This is a genomic window from Nonomuraea sp. NPDC050394 (assembly GCF_044459065.1).
In the GTDB taxonomy this organism is placed as follows: Bacteria; Actinomycetota; Actinomycetes; order Streptosporangiales; family Streptosporangiaceae; genus Nonomuraea.
The window spans coordinates 154,958-176,420 of the sequence record NZ_JBITIO010000013.1; the positions used below are offsets into that span (position 1 = coordinate 154,958).

Here is a 21,463-nt window from a genome sequence, read left to right on the forward strand (position 1 = left end):
TGGAAATACGAGCGCCCAGGAGTGACTCCTGGGCTTCATCTGTGGGGTAGGCGATCCGTGAGTCCGACTCGCCGTTCGACGCGGCGTTCGTTGGTCCGGGGCAGAGTGCCACGCGCCGCCGCTTTGGCGTTGCTGCTGGCCTCCGCTACGGCGTGTGCGAATGATGTTCCCGAGGCCGACTGGTCCAGCGGCCTCCTGCCGAAGGGCGTAACCGAGCAGGGAAATGTCGTCGAGAGCCTCTGGAACGGGGCCTGGATCGCCGCTCTCGCCACCGGTGCCGTCGTCCTGGCCTTGATCCTTTGGGCATGCATCTTCCACCGCAAGCGGAAGAAGTCGGCCGAGCTGCCGCCGCAGGTGCGCTACAACCTGCCGATCGAGATCTTCTACACGCTCGTTCCGCTGGTCATGGTGTCGGTGTTCTTCTTCTACACCGCGCGTGACAGCAACACGCTGGAGAAGGTGTCGGCCACTCCCGACGTCAAGGTGAAGGTCGAGGCCTTCCAGTGGAGCTGGCGCTTCACCACCGAGGTCGGCGGCAAGAAGCTGACGCCCGTGGTGGGCCAGCCGGTCAGCGACTACAGGCAGGGGCCGCAGCTCGTGCTGCCCGTCGGCAAGACGGTCCAGTTCGACCTGTCCTCGCCTGACGTGATCCACTCCTTCTGGGTGCCCGCGTTCCGGTTCAAGCGTGACGTGATCCCCGGCATCAAGGAGGGCAACCCCGGCCGGGTCTTCGAGGTCAAGACGCTGAACGAGCCCGGTGTCTACGCGGGCCGTTGCGCGGAACTGTGCGGCGTCGACCACAGCCGCATGCTGTTCTCGGTGAAGCTCGTTGCGCAGGATGACTACGACAAGTACCTCGCACAGGCCGGGAGCACCCAGTGACCGCCATCCAAGAGCCGATCACCACGGCGCGTCCGACTCCCAAGGGCCGGATCATCGCGAAGTGGCTTTCCTCGACCGACCACAAGATCATCGGTCACCTGTACCTCATCACGTCGTTCGCGTTCTTCCTGATCGGCGGCGTGATGGCGCTGATCATGCGCGCCGAGCTGGCGCAGCCGGGCCTGCAGTTCACCTCGAACGAGCAGTTCAACCAGCTGTTCACCATGCACGGCACGATCATGCTGCTGATGTTCGCGACGCCGCTGTTCGCCGGCTTCGCCAACGAGCTGATGCCGCTGCAGATCGGCGCCCCCGACGTGGCGTTCCCCCGCCTGAACATGGTCAGCTACTGGCTCTACCTGTTCGGCAGCATCATCGCGGTGTCCGGGTTCTTCACCCCGAACGGCGCGGCCAGCTTCGGCTGGTTCGCCTACACGCCGCTGTCGAACGCGATCAGCTCGCCGGGACTCGGCGGTGACCTGTGGATCATGGGCCTGGCGCTGTCCGGCCTGGGCACGATCCTCGGCTCGGTCAACTTCATCACCACGATCATCTGCATGCGCGCGCCCGGCATGACCATGTTCCGGATGCCGATCTTCACCTGGAACGTCCTGCTCACCAGCATGCTCGTGCTGATGGCCTTCCCGGTGCTGGCCGCCGCGCTGCTCGCCCTGGAGGCCGACCGCAAGCTCGGCACCCACATCTTCGCCAGTGAGACCGGAGGCGCGCTGCTCTGGCAGCACCTGTTCTGGTTCTTCGGCCATCCCGAGGTGTACATCATCGCGCTGCCGTTCTTCGGCATCGTCACCGAGGTCCTGCCGGTCTTCAGCCGCAAGCCGATCTTCGGTTACATCTCGCTGGTCGCCGCGACCATCTCCATCGCGGGTCTGTCGATCACGGTCTGGGCGCACCACATGTTCCCGACCGGGCAGGTGCTGCTGCCGTTCTTCTCGTTCATGACGTTCCTCATCGCGGTGCCGACGGGCGTGAAGTTCTTCAACTGGATCGGCACGATGTGGCGGGGACACCTGTCGTTCGAGTCGCCGATGCTCTACTCGGTCGGCTTCCTGGTGACCTTCCTCCTGGGCGGCCTGACCGGCGTCATCCTGGCCTCGCCGCCGCTGGACTTCCACATCTCCGACACCTACTTCGTCGTGGCCCACTTCCACTACGTGGTCTTCGGCACCGTGGTGTTCGCGATGTTCGCGGGCTTCTACTTCTGGTGGCCCAAGTTCACCGGCAAGATGCTCGACGACCGGCTCGGCAAGCTGCAGTTCTGGCTGCTGTTCATCGGCTTCCACACGACGTTCCTGGTCCAGCACTGGCTCGGCGTGCTCGGCTTCCCGCGCCGCTACGCCGACTACAGCCCGGCCGACGGCTTCACCGACCTCAACATGATCTCGTCGGTGGGCGCGTTCGTCCTGGGCATCTCGGTGCTGCCGTTCTTCTACAACGTGTGGAAGACCGCGCGCAGCGCGCCCAAGGTCACCGTGGACGACCCGTGGGGCTACGGCGGCTCGCTGGAGTGGGCCACCTCGTGCCCGCCGCCGCGGCACAACTTCACCTCGCTGCCGCGCATCCGCTCCGAGCGGCCCGCGTTCGACCTGCACTACCCGCACGTTTCGGCCAAGCAGGAGGTTGAGGCCTGATGAAGGTACAGGGTTGGCTGTTCCTGCTCTGCGGCCTGTTCTTCGCCGCCGTCGACGTCGCCTACTGGTTCTGGACCAAGTCGGCGACCGGGCAGGGCGAGCCGGTCGGCACCACGGCCATGGCCATCTCGGTCGGCTTCGCCTTCATGATCGGCTACTACCTGATGTTCACGGCGCGCCGGATCGGCGACCAGCCGGAGGACAACAAGCAGGGCGAGATCAGCGACGGCGCCGGTGAGATCGGCTTCTTCAGCCCGAGCTCCTGGTGGCCGCTGTTCCTCTGCCTGGCGGCGGCCTTCGCCTTCGCCGGGTTCGCGATCGGCCTCTGGATGTTCCTGATCGGGCTGTTCATGGTCGTCATGGCCATGATCGGGTTCGTGTTCCAGTACTACCGGGGCAACTTCTCCCACTGAGCCTGCGATAACGGGTGTTCTCCTCCGAACCGGGGGAGGGCACCCGTTTTTCGCGTTTTTTACCGCTTGCCATACGTGGCGTTTCGCTCACGGAGGGTAGTAACGGGACGTGAGCGGAGTGATCACATACGGGGGAGTTGTCGTGGGGCGCGTAACGACTGGATCGGCCGGGCTGCTTGCCCTGGCACTGGCGACCGCGTGCTCGGCGAGCAACGCGGCCGGAGCGGACGAGGGCGCGAGCCCGGTGGCGGCCGCGGCGGCAACCACCACCGTGTCGGTACTTCCGGCCAACCAGGCCGTGAACATCGGCACCGACGAGACCGTGATCGTCGCCGCGCCGGGCGGCGGCACGCTGAAGAGCGTCCGCGTCACCGGCCCCGGCACCACGCTGCCCGGCGTGCTCAGCGGCGACGCCACCCGCTGGCGCAGCACCCGCACCGCCAGGCCGGGCACCACCTACACGGTCGCCGTCACGACCGGCGACGGCAAGCAGACCACCAGCACGTTCACCACGGTCAAGGCCACCAAGAGCTTCGAGATCGAGCAGCTGACCCCGCACAAGGACAACACCGGCCTGACCGTCGGCGTCGGCATGCCCATCATGATCACCTTCGACCGGGACATCACCGACCGGGTCAGCGTCGAGCGCAACCTGTACGTCAAGGCGAGCAAGCCCGTCGAGGGCGCCTGGCACTGGTTCGACGACCGGCACGTGGACTTCCGCCCCAAGACGTACTGGCCCGCGCACACCAAGGTCCGCCTCGAGGCGCGCCTGACCGGCGTACGCGGCGGCCCCGGCATGTACGGCAAGCGCGACCACGTACTCGACTTCAAGATCGGCCGCGAGCAGATCACCAAGGGCAGCACCGACGCCCACTACCTGACCGTGCGCAGAGACGGCAAGAAGATCCGCGACATCCCGATGAGCGCCGGCCAGGGCGGAGTCTGGAAGTACTACACGACCTCCGGCGTCCACCTGGCGATGTCCCGCGAGCCGGTCACCGTCATGATCTCGCCCGGCATCGGCCCCGGCTCACCCGGCTACTACCGCATGGTCGTCTACAACACCGTCCGCATCTCCAACAGCGGCGAGTACGTCCACAGCGCGCCCTGGTCCGTCGGCTCCCAGGGCTACTCCAACGTCAGCCACGGCTGCGTGAACATCAGCCCGGCCAACGCCTCCTGGTTCATCAGGAACACCCTGATCGGCGACCCGATCATCATCACGGGCACGCCACGCAAGCTGGAGCCCACCAACGGCTGGGGCCACTGGCAGGAGGACTGGAAGCAGTGGCTGCAGTGGAGTTCGATCAAGGCTGGCCGCACCGAAGCGATGTAGCGCGGCCGGTCATGTAGAGAACGCGCGTGCCGTTCCGACTCTCCCGTGAAAGCCGGAGAACTCTCCCGTGAAGACAGGAGAGCTCCTCCGTGAAACAGGAGAGACGACGGAAGGACGCGCCATGACGGCGACGACGGCGGGACGCCGCGAATGGATCGGGCTGGCGGTGCTGGCCCTGACCTCGCTGCTGGTCTCCATCGATGTGTTCGTGATGCTGCTGGCCCTGCCCCACCTGGCGGCCGACCTGGGCGCGAGCAGCACCCAGCAGTTGTGGATCACCGACATCTACGGCTTCGTGCTGGCCGGGTTCCTGGTGACGATGGGCACCCTCGGGGACCGGATCGGCCGCCGCAGGCTGCTGCTGATCGGCGCGGCCGCCTTCGGCCTCGCCTCGGTCGCGGCCGCCTACTCCACCAGCCCCGGCATGCTGATCGCCGCGCGGGCGCTGCTGGGACTGGCCGGGGCGACGCTGGCGCCGTCCACGCTCGCGCTGATCAGCAACATGTTCACCGACGCCCGCCAGCGAGGGCTGGCGATCGGGGTGTGGCTGGCCTGCTTCATGGGCGGCGCCGCGCTGGGCCCGATCGCGGGAGGCGCGCTGCTTGAGCACTTCTGGTGGGGTTCCGCGTTCCTGCTGGGCGTGCCCGCGATGGTGCTGCTGCTCATTCTCGGCCCGGTGCTCCTGCCCGAGTACCGCGCCCCGTCGGCGGGCCGGATCGACCTCATCAGCGTCGCGCTCTCGCTGGCCGCCATCCTCCCCGTGGTCTACGGCCTCAAGGAGATCGCCAAGCACGGCTGGCAGCCCGTCGCCCTCGCCTGCCTCGCCCTGGGCCTGGCCATGGGCATCCTCTTCGCCCGCAGGCAGGGCAGGCTCGCCCACCCGCTGCTGGACCTGAAGCTGTTCACCCGCCGCGCCTTCAGCACCGCCCTCGCCGGCATGATGGCCGCCACCCTGCTGATGGGTGCCCTCATGTTGTTCCTCACGCAGCACCTGCAGCTCGTCGAGGGCCTGTCGCCGCTGGCCGCCGGCCTGTGGATGCTGCCCGCCGTGGCCGCCAACGGCGTCAGCTTCCTGCTCTCGCCGCTGCTGGCCCGCCGCGTGCGCCCCGCCTACCTGATCGGGTACGGCCTGGCCGTCTCGGTCACCGGCCTCCTCGTCATCACCCAGGTGGACACGGTCTCGGGCCCGCTGACGCTGGCCGGCGGCTGGATCCTGATCAATCTGGGCGCGGGCCCGCTGGTGACGTTGAGCACCGATTTGGTCGTGGGCTCGGTCCCGCCCGAGAAGGCCGGCTCGGCCGCCGCCCTGAACGAGACCAGCGGCGAACTCGGCTTCTCCCTGGGCATCGCCATCCTGGGCAGCCTGGGCGCCGCGCTCTACCGGGGTGCCCTTGCGCTGCCGGACTCCCTCGGCCCGGCCGTGGAGACGGCCTCCAGGGACACGCTCGCGACCGCGCTGACGGCGGCCGGACAGGTGGGCGGGGAAACGGGCGCCACCCTCGTGGCGAGCGCCAGAGAGGCCTTCACGACCAGCCTCAACGGGGTGGCGTTGGTGGCCGCGGTCCTCCTGGCCGCGATGGCCGTCCTGATAGCCCGCCTCCTCCGCCACGTCCCACCCACCCACGCGGCCCCCACCCCGACGGAGGAACTCACCCAGGCAACCCACTGACCCTCGAAACCACCGGGAGCACTCCGGTGGTCCCTGATCCGGAAGGCCGTGAGACGGGCACCAACACGGGGTTGCGCGGCGCGCGGGTGGGTGACCGTGAGACGGGCGCCTACACGGGTGACCGGCCGCGGCGGCAGGAGGTCCGTGGGTGGGGTGTCCGTGAGGCGGGCACCCGCCCGCGGTCTGGGGCGCCGCGCGGTGGGGTGGGGGTCGGCGGGGCTCGGCGCCGTTGGGCGGTGGCCCGGGTGGGGCACGGTGGCCGGTCAAGGGCGGAGTCGTAGCGGCGAGCGACCCCGTGAGCCCTCACGACCGGCGCTCGACAGACCTCAGCTCACGGCGGCGAGTCCGGGCAACCACGGCGGGAGCCGTAACGGATGGAGCCCTGACAACCGTGACAGAGATGGGTGGTCACAGCGGCCGATGAGAGCGGCTGATCTCGATCCAGCGATCCAGGGTGGCGGCGGCGCGGCCGGAGTCGATGGCCTGGACGGCGCGCGCATAGCCGTCGATCATGGCCGAGTCGAGGTCGTCGCCCGCGCCGTCCAGCGCGACCAGTGCCGCGGCCGTGTTGAGCAGGACCGCGTCGCGGATCGGGCCCTTGTCGCCGCGCAGCAGGTTGTGCACCGCCTGGGCGTTGAAGTCGACGTCGCCGCCGCGCAGCGCGCCCACCTCGGCACGCGGGATGCCGAGCACCGCAGGGTCGAACGTGGTCTGCGTGGCGGTGCCGTCCCTGACCACCCACACCGTGGACGTGGTCGCGATCGTGAGCTCGTCGAGGCCGTCGTCGCCGCGGAAGACCAGAGCGGAGACCCCGCGCTCGGCGAACACGCCCGCCAGCACGGGCAGCATGTCCGGGTCGTAGACGCCGATGGCCTGCGCGCTGGGGCGGGCGGGGTTGGTGAGCGGGCCCAGGAAGTTGAAGACGGTGGGGACGCCCAGCTCCTTGCGCGGGGGACCGGCGAAGCGCAGCGCCGGGTGGTAGACGGGGGCGAAGCAGAAGGCGATGCCGGCCTCGCGCGCCACACCGGCCGTCTGCTCGGGCGTCAGGTCGAGGCGGATGCCCAGGTGCTCCAGCACGTCGGCGGCCCCGCACGAGGAGGACGCGGCCCGGTTGCCGTGCTTGACGACGCGGGCGCCCGCCGCGGCGGCCACGATCGCCGCCATCGTGGAGACGTTCACGGTGTGGGCGCGGTCGCCGCCGGTGCCCACGACGTCCACCACGGGACCTTCCACGTGCAGCGGGGTGGCCAGGTCGAGCATGGCGCGCGACAGGCCCACGACCTCGGCCACGGTCTCGCCCTTGGCCCGCAGCGCGATCGCGAACCCGGCGATCTGGGCGGGTGTCGCCGACCCCGACATGATCTCCCGCATGGCCCAGGCGGTCTCGTCCGCGGTGAGGTGCTCTCCGGCGAGGAGGGCTGACAGCAGGGCGGGCCAGGTCGTGCGGGAGTCCATCGTCGGGTACCTACTTTGCGTTGAGTCGGGAGGCGGAACGGCGGCGCATGAGACCGGCGACGGCGTCGGCCAGCACGATCGGCTCGATCGGCTGGGGTACGACGGCGTCGGCCTTGGACCAGTCGGCCAGCCAGCGGTCGTCGCGGCGGGCGATGATGAGGCAGATGGGCGGGCAGTCGTAGACCTCGTCCTTGGCCTGGCGGGAGACGCCCATGCCGCCCGCGGGCTGGGTCTCGCCGTCGAGTACGGCCACGTCGATCTCGCCGGAGCCGAGCCACTGGTGCACCTTGGGCTCGGTGGCGCACTCGACGATCTCCACGAACGGCACGTCGGCCGCGGGGCGACGCCCGATCGCCTGCCGCACCTTGTCCCGGGTGCCGGCGTCGTCGCTGTAGACGAGGACCTTCATGGTCTCGTCGGTGCTCCCAGTGGTGCTCACTGCTGCGCTCGCTATCGGTCGTAGAGGTAGGGTCAACTGGATCGTACCGGGGGCGCGGGACGGAATCCCAGGCCGCCGTGCTTGGCGGGTGATTTGCCCTAATTATCCCTGGTTGGTGGCATGTTTGTTCCTGCTAACGGGGGGTCGTGCGCCGGACCGACCACAGGAGCCGCAATAATGCTGCCCGTGGCGACAGCATCCGCAATCACTTCGACGACGACAGCACATTCGTCGCGCAGACCGAACCTGGTCAGCGTCGGGACGATCGTGTGGCTGTCCTCTGAGCTCATGTTCTTCGCGGCGCTGTTCGCGATGTACTTCACCATCCGGTCGGTGAGCATCGGTGACGGCTTCGAATGGGGCCCGTCCCTCCAGCCTGCGGGCACGGAGGCGGCTGCTCACCTGAACATCCCGTTCGCGACGGTCAACACGATCATCCTGGTTCTGTCTTCTGTGACGTGCCAGCTGGGCGTGTGGGCCGCGGAAAAGGGCCAGGTCGGCAAGCTCCGATTCTGGTACTTCGTCAGCTTCCTCATGGGCGCGGTCTTCGTGGCCGGTCAGCTGTATGAGTACGCGGAGCTGGCGAGCGAGGGCGCGACCCTGTCGGCGAACGCCTACACCTCGGTGTTCTACCTGACGACGGGCTTCCACGGCCTGCACGTGACCGGTGGCCTGATCGCGTTCCTGTTCATGCTGGGACGCACGTACGCCGCGAAGCGCTTCACGCATGAGCAGGCCACCAGCGCGATCGTCGTGTCCTACTACTGGCACTTCGTCGACGTCGTCTGGATCGGTCTTTTCGCGACCATCTACATCATTCGTTAAGGAACGGGATCTCTGTGACTAGGACCACCGCCTGGCGGCGGCATCCCCTCGCGAGATATGCCGTCCTGGTTCTGGCCTTGGCGCTGATCGGGGTGGCCTACGCCACGCTCGTCCAGGGAAGCCGGCCGGCGGACGCGGCTCTCGCGTCCGGCAAGCTCGACGACGTCGCACAGGGCAAGAGCCTCTTCCAGGCCCACTGCTCCAGCTGCCACGGCCTCAGCGCGGAGGGCACCTCCACGGGCCCCACGCTTGTGGGCGTGGGCGCCGCGGCCGTCGACTTCCAGGTGAGCAGCGGCCGCATGCCGGCGGCCAACCCCGGCGCCCAGGCGCCGCGCAAGCCCACCCCCCGGTGGGTGAACGAGGAGACGACCCGCCAGCTGGCCGCATACGTGCAGTCGCTGGGCGGCGGGCCCACGATCCCCTCCAAGGACCAGATCGACCCGGCCATGGGCAACGCGGCCAAGGGCGGTGAGCTCTTCCGCGCCAACTGCATCCAGTGCCACAACTGGGGCGGCGCCGGCGGCGCGCTGACCCGCGGCAAGTACGCCCCCAGCCTCAACGAGTCCTCTCCTCAGCAGATCTACGAGGCGATGGTCACCGGCCCGCAGGCGATGCCGGTCTTCAACGACACGACGATCACGCCGCAGGAAAAGCGCGACATGATCGCCTACATCACCGAGGTCCGCTCCCAGAAGGACCCCGGAGGCTTCGGCCTGGGCCGCATCGGCCCGGTCACCGAAGGACTCGTGGCGTGGGTCGTGGGTATCAGCTTCATGGCGCTCGTCGCCATCTGGATCACCGCGAAGAAGCGGAAGAAGTCATGACAGACAACGAGCACGAGATCGAGCAGCCGGACGAGCGCGTACCCAAGCGCGTCATCGGCACTCCCGCACCGGGCACCTCGATGCTCGGTGCGAAGGAGACCGTCGAGGACGCCGACGTGCCCGGCGTGATGATCCCCGACGAGAAGTCGGCGCGTAAGGCGGAGAAGGTCGTGGCGCTCTGCTTCACGATCACGTTCCTGTCGGCGATCGCCTTCATCATCCTCTACGTGCAGATCCAGGTCGGCACGCCGGAGTCGACGGGCCAGTCCAACCTGGCCCTCGGCGGCACGCTGACGCTGGCGCTGCTCGGCCTGGCCGTCGGCGTCACCGTGTGGGTGCGGTCGATCATGCCGAAGTACAACCTGATCCAGGAACGCCACGACCTCGCCACGGACGAGACGACCCGTGAAGAGGTCGCCGACACGTTCCTGCAGGGCGCCAACGAGAGCGGCTTCGTCAAGCGGCCGCTCCTGCGCCGCACGCTGCTGCTGGCCTCCGCGCCGCTCGGCCTGCTGCCGCTGGTACTGCTGCGCGACCTCGACAACTCCAAGATGACCGGCGCCAACTTCAACAAGCTCCTGCGCCACACCGTGTGGGCGGAGACGCTCAAGAAGCCGATGAAGCTGATCGTCGAGGGCACCGGGCAGCCGATCCGCGCCGCGGACTTCAACTCGCCCGGCGGCATCCTGTCGGTCGTGCCCGAAGGCTACGAGCACGACATGAACGCCCTGGCCAAGGCCACGCTGATCCTGATCAAGTTCAGGCCGGAGGACCTCAAGCCGGGCACGAACAAGAACTGGACGCACGACGGGATCGTGGCGTACTCCAAGATCTGCACGCACGTCGGCTGCCCCGCGGCCCTCTACGAGCAGACCACGCACCACATCCTGTGCCCCTGTCACCAGTCGACGTTCGACGCGGCCGACGGCGCCAAGGTCATCTTCGGCCCGGCCGCGCGGCCGCTGCCGCAGCTGCACATCGGTGTCGACGCCGAGGGTTTCCTCATCGCCAAGGAAGACTTCAACGTCCCCGTCGGCCCCAGCTACTGGGAGCGCGGTGACGCCGAGAAGGCGGCCAGGGAAGGGAGCACGGCATGAGTGAGCTCACGTCAGTGCCCAAGGCCATCAGCGGGCCGTCGAGTTTTCTCGATGACCGGTTGGGGGCGGGCAACTTCCTCAAGCGTAATCTGCGTAAGATCTTCCCGGATCACTGGACGTATCTGCTGGGCGAGGTCGCGCTCTACTCGTTCATCATTCTGCTGCTGACCGGCACGTTTTTGACGTTGTGGTTCAAGCCGGGTATGGAGCATGTGATCTACGACGGTTCCTATGCGCCGCTCAAGGGCGTGGGGATGTCGCAGGCGTACGCGTCGTCGCTGGAGATCAGCTTCGATGTGCGTGGCGGGCTGCTGATGCGGCAGATGCACCACTGGGCGGCGCTGCTGTTCGTGGCGAGCATGATGGTGCACATGCTGCGGGTGTTCTTCATGGGCGCCTACCGTAAGCCGCGTGAGCTGACCTGGCTGATCGGCGTGATTTTGCTGACGCTGGCGCTGGCGGAGGGCCTGACCGGCTACTCGCTGCCGGACGACCTGCTGTCCGGCGCGGGCCTGCGGATCACCGAGGGTGTGGCGATCTCGCTGCCGCTGGTGGGCACGTACATCACGTTCTTCTTGTTCGGTGGTGAGTATCCGGGGATGGATGTCATCTCCCGGTTCTACTCGCTGCACATTCTGCTGATCCCCGGCATCCTGCTCGCGTTGATCGGCGCTCATGTGGTGCTGACCTGGGTGCAGAAGCACACGCAGATGCCGGGCCGCGGCGCGAACAACCACAACGTGGTGGGTGCGCCGTTCTATCCGGCGTTCATGCTCAAGGCCGGGGCGATGTTCCTGTTCACCTTCGCGCTGGTGGCGGGGTTGGGGACGTTCGCGCAGATCAACCCGATCTGGATCTTCGGGCCGTACAACCCGGCGGATATCTCGGCGGGGTCGCAGCCCGACTTCTACATGGGTTTCCTGGAGGGCTCGCTACGGCTCATGCCGGCGTGGGAGATCAACCTGTTCGGCACGTCCCATGCGGGCACGCTGCCGTTGAGTGTGATCATTCCGGCGTTGTTGCCGATGGGCATCATCATGACGGGCCTGGCGTTGTATCCGTTCCTGGAACGCTGGGTGACCGGCGACCACCGGGCGCTGCACGTCTCCGACCGGCCCCGCAACAACCCGCACCGGACCTCGATCGGCATGGCCGCGATCGTGTTCTACGGCGTGTTGTGGCTGCTGGGCGCCAACGACGAGCTGTCGAATGTGTTCCAGATCAGCCTGAATGTGACCACGTATGTGGGCCGGGTGCTGGTGCTGGTCGGGCCGGTGCTGGCGTACGTCATCACGTACCGGATCTGTCTGGGTCTGCAGCGGTCGGATGCCGCGGTGATCGGTCATGGGGTGGAGTCGGGGGTCATCAAGCGGTTGCCGCATGGTGAGTTCATCGAGGTGCACACGCCGCCGATCGACACGGTCGAGGACTCGTTGCGGGCCAAGGAGCCGGTGCCGATGGTGCCGGTCGCACAGGACAGTGCGGGTATTCCGCCCAAGGGGATGCGCGGGCCGCTCGGCAAGCTGCGCGCGGCGCTGTCCAAGGTGTACGGCGGGGAGAAGATCCCCCTCGACGACGGCCACGGCCACGGCCACGAGGACGAACACGCCGCCGTCGGCGCCGGCGACGACAAGTCCATCACGCGTCACTAGCTGGCCGGTCATTCCACCGGCAGCACACGAAGGGCCCGAACCACACGTTCGGGCCCTTCGCGCGTCAGACGTGGTCCCGGGAGCCGGGGCGGGCCGTTAGAAGGGCCGGGGAACGGCGAAGGGCCCCAGGGAGCGGGGTAGGCGGTCTTGAGGGGCTCGGGGCGGCTGAAGGGGGCCCAGGAGCCCGGTGTCGGGAGCGCGGGCGCGTGTTGGCTTTGGCCGTTGCGGCGGGGTGTTGTCCGACGTGAGAAGCGATCCCCACGATCGGCCCAAGCCCACGGCGGCGGGTGGCGGAGGGCGTGGCGGGCCGTAACGGAGAAAGGGCCTTCAGAACCGCACGGAGAAAGCGCCTTCAGAACCGTGAGGAGAGGGCCTTCGGGGCCGCGCGGAGAAGATGCCTTCAGGGAGGTCAGTCGGTTTCGGGCAGGCCGATGGAGAAGGCGGACTCCAGGTCGTGCTTGGAGTACGTGCGGAAGGCGATGTGGGTTTCGGTGTGGAGCACGCCGGCCACCTTGTTCAGGCGGCCCGGGATGACCTCGGCGATCTGCTCGTACGCCGACACGCGGACCATGGCCAGCAAGTCGTATTCGCCGGTGATGGAGTAGACCTCGCTGACCCCGTCGATCTCGGCGATCGTCTGCGCGACCTCCGGGATGCGGTCGACTTCGGCGTTGATGTGAACGATTGCCGTGACCATGGCTGCCACCTTATCGCAGCGCCTTGTGGTCGAGTCCGCGGTAGGCCAGGTCGATGCGGGCCTTGTGGCGGGCGGCGCCGCGGGCGGGCAGGCTCCATTCGCCGTCGACCTCCACGAGGCGGATGCCGGGGGACTCCAGCCAGCGCAGGATGCACTCCGTCTCCTCGGCGGTGGCGGCGTGGGTGGGGCCGGGGCCGGGGATGACGTTCTCCGCCGTGGCGACCAGCGACTCCACGTAGGGGACGGGGTGGGTGCCGCGGGCCATGACGCCGGCGGCGGCGAGGCGGCCGTAGCGGATGACGTGGATGTCCCAGCCGCCGTCGAAGGCCGGGCCGGCGGCGACCATCTGCGGGATGCCGGTCAGCGCGGACAGGCGTTGCATGCGCGCAGCGGCGCGGATGAACGTGGCCAGGCGGTCGCGGTCCACGGAGGCCTCCTCGTAGCGCTGCTCGACCGACAGGCGTTCCATGCGGGCGCTGACGGCGGTGTAGACGGCGCCGGCGTCGTGTTGCATGGCGCGTCTGGCGGCCTCGGTGTGCAGGGCGTAGTCGGCGGGGCTCTCGTGGCCGGCGCACGGCGCGCCGCAGCGGCCCATCTCGTGCAGGGCACAGGCGGCGACGCGGGTGGAGACGCTCAGGCGCTGGGTGCACTGGCGCAGGGGGACGGCCTCGTGCAGGGCCGTCCTGGCGTCGTCGGCGGCTCTGGCGCTGCTGAAGGGGCCCAGGTACGCGGCGTCGTCGTCGCGTACCTCGCGCACGATCGAGAGCCTGGGGAAGGGTTCCTGGGTCAGCTTCAGCCAGACGACCTTCTCGGGGAAGCGGGAGCGGCGGTTGTAGCGGGGTTTGGCGCCGCCGATGAGGCGCAGCTCGCGTACCTCGGCCTCCAGGGCGGTGGCGCAGACCACGTGGCGCACGCGTTCGGCGATGCCGATCATCTCGCGCACCCTCGGGCGGGTCTCGCCGGCGGTGAAGTAGGAGCGGACGCGGTTGCGCAGGTTGTTGGACTTGCCGATGTAGAGGATCTCGCCGCGTTCGTCCTCGAACAGGTAGACGCCGGGCGCGTGCGGCACCGACTCGGCGAGGTGGCGCTTGCGCTGCTGCTCGGGCGTGGGGGCGCGGACGAACGACTTGAGCTCCTCCAGCGTGTGGACCTGGAACGAGCCCGCCCGGCCGATCAGGCCGTGCAGGACGTCCACGGTGGCCCGCGCGTCCTGCAGGGCGCGGTGGCAGGGCTCGGTGGGGCTGCGGAAGAAGCGGGCGAGCGTGCCGAGCTTGGCGTTGGGCACCTCGTCGCGGGTGAGCACGCGGCGGGCCAGGTCGACGGTGTCGACCACCGGGTTGAGCGGGGGCGGATAGCCGAGCGCGGCGCAGGCCGCCTTGATGAAGCGGGTGTCGAACCCGGCGTTGTGCGCGACCAGGACGGCGCCGCTGACGAACTCCAGGAAGCTCGGCAGCACCGACTCGATGCGGGGCGCGGCCACGACCATGGCATCGGTGATGCCGGTCAGCACCGAGATGAACGGCGGGATCGGTCCACCCGGATCGACCAGCGTGGAGAACTCGCCGAGCACCTCGCCCGCCTTGACCTTCACCGCGCCTATCTCGGTGATCGCGTGCTCGGCGGGGGAGCCGCCGGTCGTCTCAAGGTCGAAGACGACGAACGTGACTTCGCTGAGGGGAGTGCCTAGCTCGTCGAGAGTGCCTTGAACCGCGTCCACGAACCAAGACCATAGAAGGGGGGACCGACAGTTATCCGCCCGCGTCCCCTGTCTCACCGATCGAGCCGGGGTTCGGGAGCGTACCTGACCGATAAATCCTGATCTTTCGTTAGTCTCCTACCTATGTCCGGGGGACGACTCGCCAACAGGTACGCCCTGCTCCGGCCGCTCGGCAGCGGCGGCATGGGCCGCGTCTGGCTGGCCCGAGACGAGATGCTTGATCGCGAGGTCGCGGTCAAGGAGCTCACGCTGCCCGAACACCTGGCCCCGCGCGAGCGCCACGAGGCCGTGACCAGGGCGGTCCGCGAGGCGCAGGCCACCGCCCAGCTACGCCACCCGGGGATCGTCGCGCTGCACGACGTCATCGTCGAGCACGACCGGCCCTGGCTGGTGATGGAACTGCTGCGCGGCCGCGACCTCGGCGCGCTGGTGGCCGCCCAGGGGCCGTTGCCGCCCGCCCAGGTCGCCCGCATCGGCGCCGAGACGCTCGACGCGCTGTCGGCCGCCCACGCCCGCGGCCTGCAGCACCGGGACGTGAAGCCGGGCAACGTGTTCCTGACCGACTCGGGCCGCGTGGTGCTGACCGACTTCGGCATCGCCCGCCAGGAGGGCCAGGCCACGCTGACCGAGCAGGGGCTGATGATCGGCTCGCCCGGCTTCATCGCCCCCGAACGCCTGGAGGGCCACCCGGGCGGACCCGCCAGCGACCTGTGGTCTTTGGCCGCCACGCTCTTCCTGGCGGCCGAGGGCAGCCCCGTGTACGACGGGCCGGTGGCCGAGCGGATCAAGAACACGCTCACCAGGCCGCCCAGACCCGCCCGCGGCCCGATCGGCCTGCTCCTGGCCGCCATGCTCGCCCGCGAACCCGCCGCCCGCCCCGACGCGGCCACGGCCCTGCACGCGCTGCGGCAACTGGCCGCCGGCCAGAACCCCGAACTGCCCCGAGGCCACGACGCCACCGTGCCCACGCGGCGCAAGGGCCGGAGCCGGGCCTGGATCTGGATCGCCGCGGCGGCCGCCGTGCTGCTGGTGGCGGGCGCGGGCGGCTTCTTCCTGCTGCGGCCGGGGGAGAACACGCCGCCGAGCGCGTACAACGTGCCGCTCGACCTGTGCAAGCTGCTCACCCCGGAGGAGGTGGGCACGCTGCTGAACACCCGCCAGGCACCGGCGGTCAAGCCGTCCGCCGACGAGGTCGGGCCCAAGTGCGGCTGGACGCTGCGGGGCACGGGCCTCGGCCTGCAGGTGCAGAAGGACTCCGACACCCCTGACCCCTGGCGGATGACCCCCGCCACCGCCGGTCGTCTCCTGACCAACCAGGAGCGCTACTGGAACCGCTCCGACAAGCTGCAGTGGACCTGGCCGGAGATCGGGGTCACGCAGAGCCTGCCCGCCAGCCGCGGCGCCATCAGGAAGGTCACCGCTCCGGGAGAGGGCGGCTTCGCCTTCGAGCTGTCCGGCAAGACCGGGCGGATCCACAGCTCGTTCGTGTTGTTCCGGACGGCGAACCTCGTCGTGCAGGTCGAGTACACCACGATCAACAACAAGCCCACGGACGTGGAGATCAGGAACACCGCGCAGAAGGCCGCGCGGCTGGTCGAACAGGGGCTGCTCCGTGCGGGCTGACGGCTCCGGCTCCTATCTCCTCGCCGGTCGCTACCGCCTCCTGGAGCGGCTCGGGGAGGGCGGCGCGGGCACGGTCTGGCGGGCGCTCGACGAGACCCTGCACCGTTCCGTCGCGGTCAAGCAGGTCAGGGTCCCGGGCGGGCTGAGCCCGCACGAGCGCGCCGAGTTCGCCCACAACGCCATCCACGAGGCCAGGGCCGCGGGACGGCTGCGCGACCCGGCCATCGTGCTCATCCACGACGTGGTGCTCGACGGCGACCAGCCGTGGATCATCATGGACCTGTCCACCGGCCGCTCGCTCGACAAGGTCGTCAAGGAGCACGGCCCGCTCCCGCCCGGCCTGGTGGCGGGGATCGGGCTGCGCGTGCTGTCGGCGCTGGAGACGGCGCACGCCGCCGGAATCGTCCACCAGGACGTGAAGCCGGCCAACATCCTGCTCGACGCCGACGGCACCGCGATGCTCACCGACTTCGGCATCGCCGCCCCCGTCGGCGGGCGCGGCGACCGCTACGGCAGCGCGGGCTCGCCCGGCTACATGGCACCGGAGCGGCTCAACGGCCAGGCTTCGGGGCCCGCCTCCGACCTGTGGTCGCTCGGCGCGAGCCTGTACACCGTGGTGGAGGGACGCCCGCCGTTCGAACGGGCCATGCCCGCCGCGGTGGCCGCCGCCGTACTGCTGCACGAGCCGCCCTTCCCCACACGCGCGGGCCGGGAACTGGGCGGGCTGCTCATGGCGATGCTGGCCAAGGAGCCGGCGGCCCGGCCCACGGCCGCGCAGGTCCGCGCCGCGCTGTCGGGCGGGCCGCCGCCCCGGGTCCAGGCTTCCGGGCCGCGCCGGCGCCGGTGGCTGCTCCCGGCCGTGCTCGCCGCCGTCCTCCTGCTGGGGGCCGGGGCGTGGTACGGCGTGGCCGTACTGACCGCTCCCGACGCCGGAAAGTACGCCACCGCCCCCGACCCGTGCGCCCTGCTCCCCGCTGCCCAGGCGGCCGAACTGCTGAAGACGGCGGCCAAGGCCGAGCGCACCCGCGAGGGCGAGTGCCGCTGGCGGGTCTGGCGGGGTTCGCGGCCGGCCAGGGAGCTGACCGTGCGCACCCGCGCCGAGCAGCCCCGCGGTGGCCTGGACGGGCCCGGCGCGGCACGCACGCTGTTCGACGCCGACCGCGTCAACAGCAGCGCCTCGAAGGGGACCACGTTCCGGCTGACCACCGGCGAGGTCGCCGACGTACCCGGCGTGGGCGAGGCGGCGTTCGCGCAGGCGACGTTCAAGAGGCACCTGTCGGGAAGCAACGGGCAGGCCACCGCGCGGGTGCTGTTCCGCGACAGCAACCTCATCGGGGAGGTCCTGGTGTACGAGCAGGACGCCCGCGAGGTGGGCGCGGACGACAAGGACCTGGCCGCGCGGGCCGCGAAGGCCGTGGCGGGCGCCCTGAAGGGCTGATGTGTATGGGACGGAGCGTAAGGGGCTGATGCCTGCAAGTGCTTTGCAAGCCCCATGACTAGCATGTTTCCCCACCGTTCCCGGGCAAGTCAGGAGTGACGCAGTGAACCCCGGTAGCCAGTTCGAGCCGCCGACCAACCCGTACCGCGGACCGTTCGAGCAGCCGACCATGCCGCCGGCCCAGCTGCCTCCGCCCCGCCGCAGGGGCTGGATCGTCGCCCTGGTCGCCGCCGCGGTCGTGGTGGTCCTGGGGGCCGGGGCGGTGGCGGCGCTCGTGCTCACGGGCAAGGCCTCGCTGCCCGGCACCCGGCCGCCCGTGGCCAAGCCGACGGGCGCGCCCTCCGGCTCGGGCTCGGGCAAGCCGGCGGCGCCGTCCGCGCTCGACGTCTGCGCGATGGTGCCGCAGAAGGAGGCCGAGCGGCTGGTGCCCGGCGCCACGGTCAGCGGCGACTCGCGCGACACCCCCGACTCCTACACGATCTCCTTCACCTGCAACTGGACCAACCGCCGCATCTCCTACAACGAGTTCTGGCGCAGCCGCGAGATCGACATCCGTGTCGAGCAGCACAAGGGCGACGGCGCCAAGACCGGCCGTTCCATGGCCCAGAGCTCCTACGAGCTCGACCTCAGCAGCGCCAAGTACCGCGAGACCGCCAAGCCGGAGCTGCGCAAGGACGAGAAGGAGTACATCTCCCCGATGCGGGAGGTCCCGGGCGTGGGCGAGGGCGCCTTCGTCCAGTACACCTGGCGGCGCTCCGGGGACCTGCTGTGGTACTCCTTCGGCGAGGCCCATGCCAGGAACGGCGACATGACCGTCAAGGTCAAGTTCCAGGCCAGCCAGCAGCCCAAGGACGCCAAGATGCTCACGAACGAGGGCACCAAGTCCATCAACGAGGAGAACGCCCTGCGCGAGGCGAGCGCCCTTGCCGGCCACGTGGTGAAGGGCATGGCGGCCTGGCAGGCGGCCAACCCGGACGTGCTCGCCCAGCCCAAGCCCAAGGTCTCCGCGTCGCCGACCGCCCGCCCCACGCTCTCGCCCACGCCGGTGGCGATCTTCCCGCCGGTGTGCCAGAAGGTCGCGCAGGTCGCGCTGGAGCTCGTACCGGAGGGCGAGACCCGCGCCCGCGGCGCCGAGGCCGGCCAGGAGCGTCAGAGCGAGTGCCGCTGGCTGAACAGGAAGATCCCCATGGAGGGCGCGGGCTACAAACTGCGCAGCGCCATGATCACGATCCACGAGTTCACCAACCGGGCGGGCGCCGAGGACCAGGGCGCGGCCAGGGGCATGTACGCGCAGAAGCGCGGCGCCAACCAGGAGATGGGCTTCGGCGGCATCACCTGGAGCAAGATGACGGACATCAAGGACCTCGGCGACGGCGCCTTCAGCCAGTACGTCAAGTACAAGAAGGGGCTGCTCCACAACGGCAGCGGCACGATCGTCCTGCGCGCCGGCGCCAAGGTGGTCCTCGTGGACTACGCCGGTGTGGACGTCCCCGAGGGCGCCGCGCCCAACTCCGCCAAGGCGCGGCTGCTGGCCGATCAGGAGGCCCGCGAGGGCGCGCTCAAGCTGGCCCGCGCGTTCGTCGCCGCGATGAAGGAACAGCCGACCGGCAGTTGACGTTCCTGCAACTGGGTTGCAACTGCGATGTCTACGGTTGTCGGTCAAGGTCGCATATCGGGAAAGCCGTCGCTTTGCCCAGCACAGGGGCCTGGGCAAAGCGGCGGCTCGCCTCATCGCCCGGCGACGAAGGGCTCCAGCAGTCCCGGCACCGCGACGCACGCCGTGCGCAGGCCCTCGTCCTGGGCGACGTCCAGGACGTCGTAGTGGCCCTTGCCCGCCGCCGTGGTCGCCGAGACCGTGAGCAGCCCGGCCCGGCGCTGGAAGAACGACTGGCGCACCGTCCACCCCACGATGCCCGAGCGTTCCAGCGCCACCGTGCTGCGCAGCGCCGAACCCGACCGGGTGAGCAGGTGCCTGGGCCCCAGCCCGTGCCCAAGCCCCCGGTACGCGTCCACCGCGAGCCCCAGCGCCACCGGCAGGGCCACGACCGGCGCCGCCCAGGCCCAGACCGGCACCCACGCGAACACCGCGTCCAGGACGCCCACAGCGGCGGCCAGCACCACCACGTACGCGACGGCCCAGCGCAGCCGCCTGAGCCTGGCCGCGCGCGGGTGGCGCAGCAGCACCGGGTGCTGCTCGCCGGGGAGCGCGCCGTAGACGGCCGCGGCCACCTTCCAGGCGAGCTCGCGCGGCATGGGCGGGGTGAGCGCCGCCACGTCCTCGGTCTCGTTCTCCTCGGCCTTGCGCAGGCCCGTGGCCACGGCCTTCACCTTGGCGCCGCCGCCCAGTCTCAGCAGCAGCGGCTCGGCCACCTCCACGCCGCGCAGCCGCCGCTCCTCCAGCGTCAGCGAGCGGGTGGTCAGCAGGCCGCGGTGCAGGCGCAGCCGTCCCGGCTCGCGCTCCAGCCGGTAGCGTCCCCATGTCTCGGCGAAGAGCCCCAGCGCCCCCGCGAGGCCCACGAACGCGTTGACGCCCACGAAGGCCAGCCCCGCCGCCCATGGGTGCGCCCGCACCCACGACCACGCCTCCTTCAGCGTGCCCTCGCTCACCAGGTCGAAGCCGAGCGCGTCGAGCAGCTTGTAGAGCGCTCCGGCCACGATCGCGCCGCCCACGAACGTCCAGATGCTCAGCGGGGCGTACCTGATCCAGGCCCAGTCCAGCCGCGCCACCGCCGCGTCGGGCCCGTCCGTCTCCGCCCGCGGGCGCTCTCCCTCCAGCAGCGTACGGCGCAGCGCCTCCGCCTCCGGCCTGACCAGCGGGTCGAGGGTCAGCTCCTTGGACCCGCCGGTGTGCTCCCCGGTGCCGACCTTGACCACGGCCAGCCCGAACGCCCGCCGTACCGGATCGGCGGTGATGTCCACGCTGCGCACGCGATCGAGCGGCACGGACCGGTGTCGGCGCTCGGCGATGCCCGAGCGCAGCTCCAGGCGCTCGCCCGTCAGCCGCCAGCGGGTGGCGCGCAGGCGCAGCACGTCGTAGACCGCCACGGCGGCCATGATGACGACGGCGGCGAGCGCGCCGACGCCGGCCACGGCGGAGAACGACCAGTCCTGGCCGAGCAGGATCCGGCCGAGCACCACGACCACGGGCACGATGATGGCCACCGACATCACCATCGAGGCGGCCACGCTCCTGCCCGCCAGTTTCCGCCAGCCGTCCTGCTCGGGCAGGACCTCCTGTTCCCGCACGGTGGTCATGTGGCGTCTCCCGGAGTGGCCTGGGTGATCGCGGTCAGGCGCTCGGCGAGCCGCGCCGCGAGCTCGTGGTCGAGCGCCTCGATCTTGATGTGGCCGGCGGCCGAGGCGGTGGTCACGGTGACGTCGGCCAGCCCGAACAGCCGTTGCACCGGCCCCCGCGCGGTGTCGACCGTCTGGATGCGCGACATCGGCGCCACCCGCCAGGTGTGGGTCACCCAACCCTGACGGGTGTAGACCGCGTCGTCGGTGATCTCCCAGCGCTGCACCCGGTAGTACGCACGGGGCGCCACCAGGGCCAGCACCAGGCAGATCAGGACGAACGCGGCCACCACCAGCCCCAGCCACAACGGCCGGCCGGAGAAGAACCAAAACGCGGCGACAGCGGCCGCGGCCAGCGGCACGGCCAGCAGCAACGACTGAACCGTCCACCAGGAGACGGCCCTCGGGTCGGCCTGGTGGCGCGGCGGGCGCAGGGTGAGCGTGCTCATC

The 21,463-nt window shown here is 70.0% G+C and carries 18 protein-coding genes; 12 read left to right on the forward strand and 6 right to left on the reverse strand.

The window, feature by feature from the left end; all coding sequences use genetic code 11:
* Window positions 1-105: 105 nt before the first annotated feature.
* The 5 genes from ACIBKY_RS39670 (at window position 106) to ACIBKY_RS39690 (ending at window position 5,952) form a co-directional block, all read left to right on the forward strand.
* The gene (locus ACIBKY_RS39670; RefSeq protein ID WP_379611598.1) at window positions 106-882 is read left to right on the forward strand and encodes a cytochrome c oxidase subunit II; all 777 of its coding nucleotides are present in this window, start codon (window positions 106-108) and stop codon (window positions 880-882) included.
* Window positions 879-2,531, forward strand: a complete 1,653-nt coding sequence (gene ctaD / locus ACIBKY_RS39675; RefSeq protein WP_184970845.1) for a cytochrome c oxidase subunit I — start codon at window positions 879-881, stop codon at window positions 2,529-2,531. Before ACIBKY_RS39670 ends, ctaD begins: the two co-directional genes overlap by 4 nt.
* Window positions 2,531-2,944 carry a cytochrome c oxidase subunit 4 gene (locus ACIBKY_RS39680; protein ID WP_184970847.1) on the forward strand — a complete coding sequence of 138 codons (414 nt, stop codon included), beginning with the start codon at window positions 2,531-2,533 and terminating at the stop codon, window positions 2,942-2,944. Before ctaD ends, ACIBKY_RS39680 begins: the two co-directional genes overlap by 1 nt.
* Window positions 2,945-3,086: 142 nt before the next feature.
* Window positions 3,087-4,283 (forward strand): Ig-like domain-containing protein, encoded by a 1,197-nt coding sequence (locus ACIBKY_RS39685; RefSeq protein ID WP_397105205.1) that lies wholly within the window; start codon window positions 3,087-3,089, stop codon window positions 4,281-4,283.
* Between the two features lie 121 nt (window positions 4,284-4,404).
* Window positions 4,405-5,952, forward strand: a complete 1,548-nt coding sequence (locus tag ACIBKY_RS39690) for an MFS transporter (RefSeq protein WP_397105207.1) — start codon at window positions 4,405-4,407, stop codon at window positions 5,950-5,952.
* A gap of 408 nt (window positions 5,953-6,360) precedes the next feature.
* Here ACIBKY_RS39690 and trpD read toward each other — a convergent pair whose 3' ends face one another.
* Both trpD and ACIBKY_RS39700 read right to left on the reverse strand, forming a co-directional pair.
* A complete protein-coding gene (trpD, locus tag ACIBKY_RS39695; protein ID WP_397105209.1) occupies window positions 6,361-7,407 on the reverse strand; it encodes an anthranilate phosphoribosyltransferase in 1,047 nt (348 codons plus the stop codon).
* 10 nt (window positions 7,408-7,417) lie between these two features.
* On the reverse strand, window positions 7,418-7,816 hold the full coding sequence (locus tag ACIBKY_RS39700; RefSeq protein ID WP_379611732.1) for a hypothetical protein: 399 nt from the start codon (window positions 7,814-7,816) through the stop codon (window positions 7,418-7,420).
* A gap of 207 nt (window positions 7,817-8,023) precedes the next feature.
* Here ACIBKY_RS39700 and ACIBKY_RS39705 point away from each other — a divergent pair, with 207 nt between their 5' ends.
* The 4 genes from ACIBKY_RS39705 to ACIBKY_RS39720 are packed head-to-tail and all read left to right on the forward strand — an operon-like array spanning window position 8,024 to window position 12,244.
* Window positions 8,024-8,671 (forward strand): heme-copper oxidase subunit III, encoded by a 648-nt coding sequence (locus ACIBKY_RS39705; protein WP_184970856.1) that lies wholly within the window; start codon window positions 8,024-8,026, stop codon window positions 8,669-8,671.
* Between the two features lie 14 nt (window positions 8,672-8,685).
* Window positions 8,686-9,495, forward strand: a complete 810-nt coding sequence (locus ACIBKY_RS39710) for a c-type cytochrome (RefSeq protein WP_397105211.1) — start codon at window positions 8,686-8,688, stop codon at window positions 9,493-9,495.
* Complete coding sequence (locus tag ACIBKY_RS39715) at window positions 9,492-10,592, forward strand: Rieske 2Fe-2S domain-containing protein (protein ID WP_397105213.1); 1,101 nt, start codon at window positions 9,492-9,494, stop codon at window positions 10,590-10,592. The genes ACIBKY_RS39710 and ACIBKY_RS39715 overlap by 4 nt, the downstream gene beginning before the upstream one ends.
* A complete protein-coding gene (locus tag ACIBKY_RS39720) occupies window positions 10,589-12,244 on the forward strand; it encodes a cytochrome bc complex cytochrome b subunit (RefSeq protein WP_397105215.1) in 1,656 nt (551 codons plus the stop codon). Before ACIBKY_RS39715 ends, ACIBKY_RS39720 begins: the two co-directional genes overlap by 4 nt.
* A gap of 409 nt (window positions 12,245-12,653) precedes the next feature.
* Here ACIBKY_RS39720 and ACIBKY_RS39725 read toward each other — a convergent pair whose 3' ends face one another.
* Together ACIBKY_RS39725 and ACIBKY_RS39730 are read right to left on the reverse strand one after the other, a co-directional pair.
* Window positions 12,654-12,941 carry an Lrp/AsnC family transcriptional regulator gene (locus tag ACIBKY_RS39725; RefSeq protein WP_184970864.1) on the reverse strand — a complete coding sequence of 96 codons (288 nt, stop codon included), beginning with the start codon at window positions 12,939-12,941 and terminating at the stop codon, window positions 12,654-12,656.
* A gap of 10 nt (window positions 12,942-12,951) precedes the next feature.
* Window positions 12,952-14,658: a DEDD exonuclease domain-containing protein gene (locus ACIBKY_RS39730; RefSeq protein ID WP_397105217.1), complete on the reverse strand. Its 1,707-nt coding sequence runs from the start codon at window positions 14,656-14,658 to the stop codon at window positions 12,952-12,954.
* Window positions 14,659-14,781: 123 nt separating this feature from the next.
* On the opposite strand from ACIBKY_RS39730, the gene ACIBKY_RS39735 reads away from it, so the two are divergent.
* From ACIBKY_RS39735 to ACIBKY_RS39745, 3 genes are all read left to right on the forward strand, one after another.
* Window positions 14,782-16,281, forward strand: a complete 1,500-nt coding sequence (locus ACIBKY_RS39735) for a serine/threonine-protein kinase (RefSeq protein ID WP_397105219.1) — start codon at window positions 14,782-14,784, stop codon at window positions 16,279-16,281.
* Window positions 16,271-17,719, forward strand: a complete 1,449-nt coding sequence (locus tag ACIBKY_RS39740) for a serine/threonine-protein kinase (protein WP_397105221.1) — start codon at window positions 16,271-16,273, stop codon at window positions 17,717-17,719. Before ACIBKY_RS39735 ends, ACIBKY_RS39740 begins: the two co-directional genes overlap by 11 nt.
* Before the next feature lie 103 nt (window positions 17,720-17,822).
* The gene (locus ACIBKY_RS39745) at window positions 17,823-19,334 is read left to right on the forward strand and encodes a hypothetical protein (protein ID WP_397105223.1); all 1,512 of its coding nucleotides are present in this window, start codon (window positions 17,823-17,825) and stop codon (window positions 19,332-19,334) included.
* A gap of 113 nt (window positions 19,335-19,447) precedes the next feature.
* Here ACIBKY_RS39745 and ACIBKY_RS39750 read toward each other — a convergent pair whose 3' ends face one another.
* Both ACIBKY_RS39750 and ACIBKY_RS39755 read right to left on the reverse strand, forming a co-directional pair.
* Window positions 19,448-20,974: a PH domain-containing protein gene (locus tag ACIBKY_RS39750; RefSeq protein WP_397105225.1), complete on the reverse strand. Its 1,527-nt coding sequence runs from the start codon at window positions 20,972-20,974 to the stop codon at window positions 19,448-19,450.
* Complete coding sequence (locus ACIBKY_RS39755) at window positions 20,971-21,462, reverse strand: PH domain-containing protein (RefSeq protein WP_397105227.1); 492 nt, start codon at window positions 21,460-21,462, stop codon at window positions 20,971-20,973. Before ACIBKY_RS39755 ends, ACIBKY_RS39750 begins: the two co-directional genes overlap by 4 nt.
* Window position 21,463 lies beyond the last annotated feature (1 nt).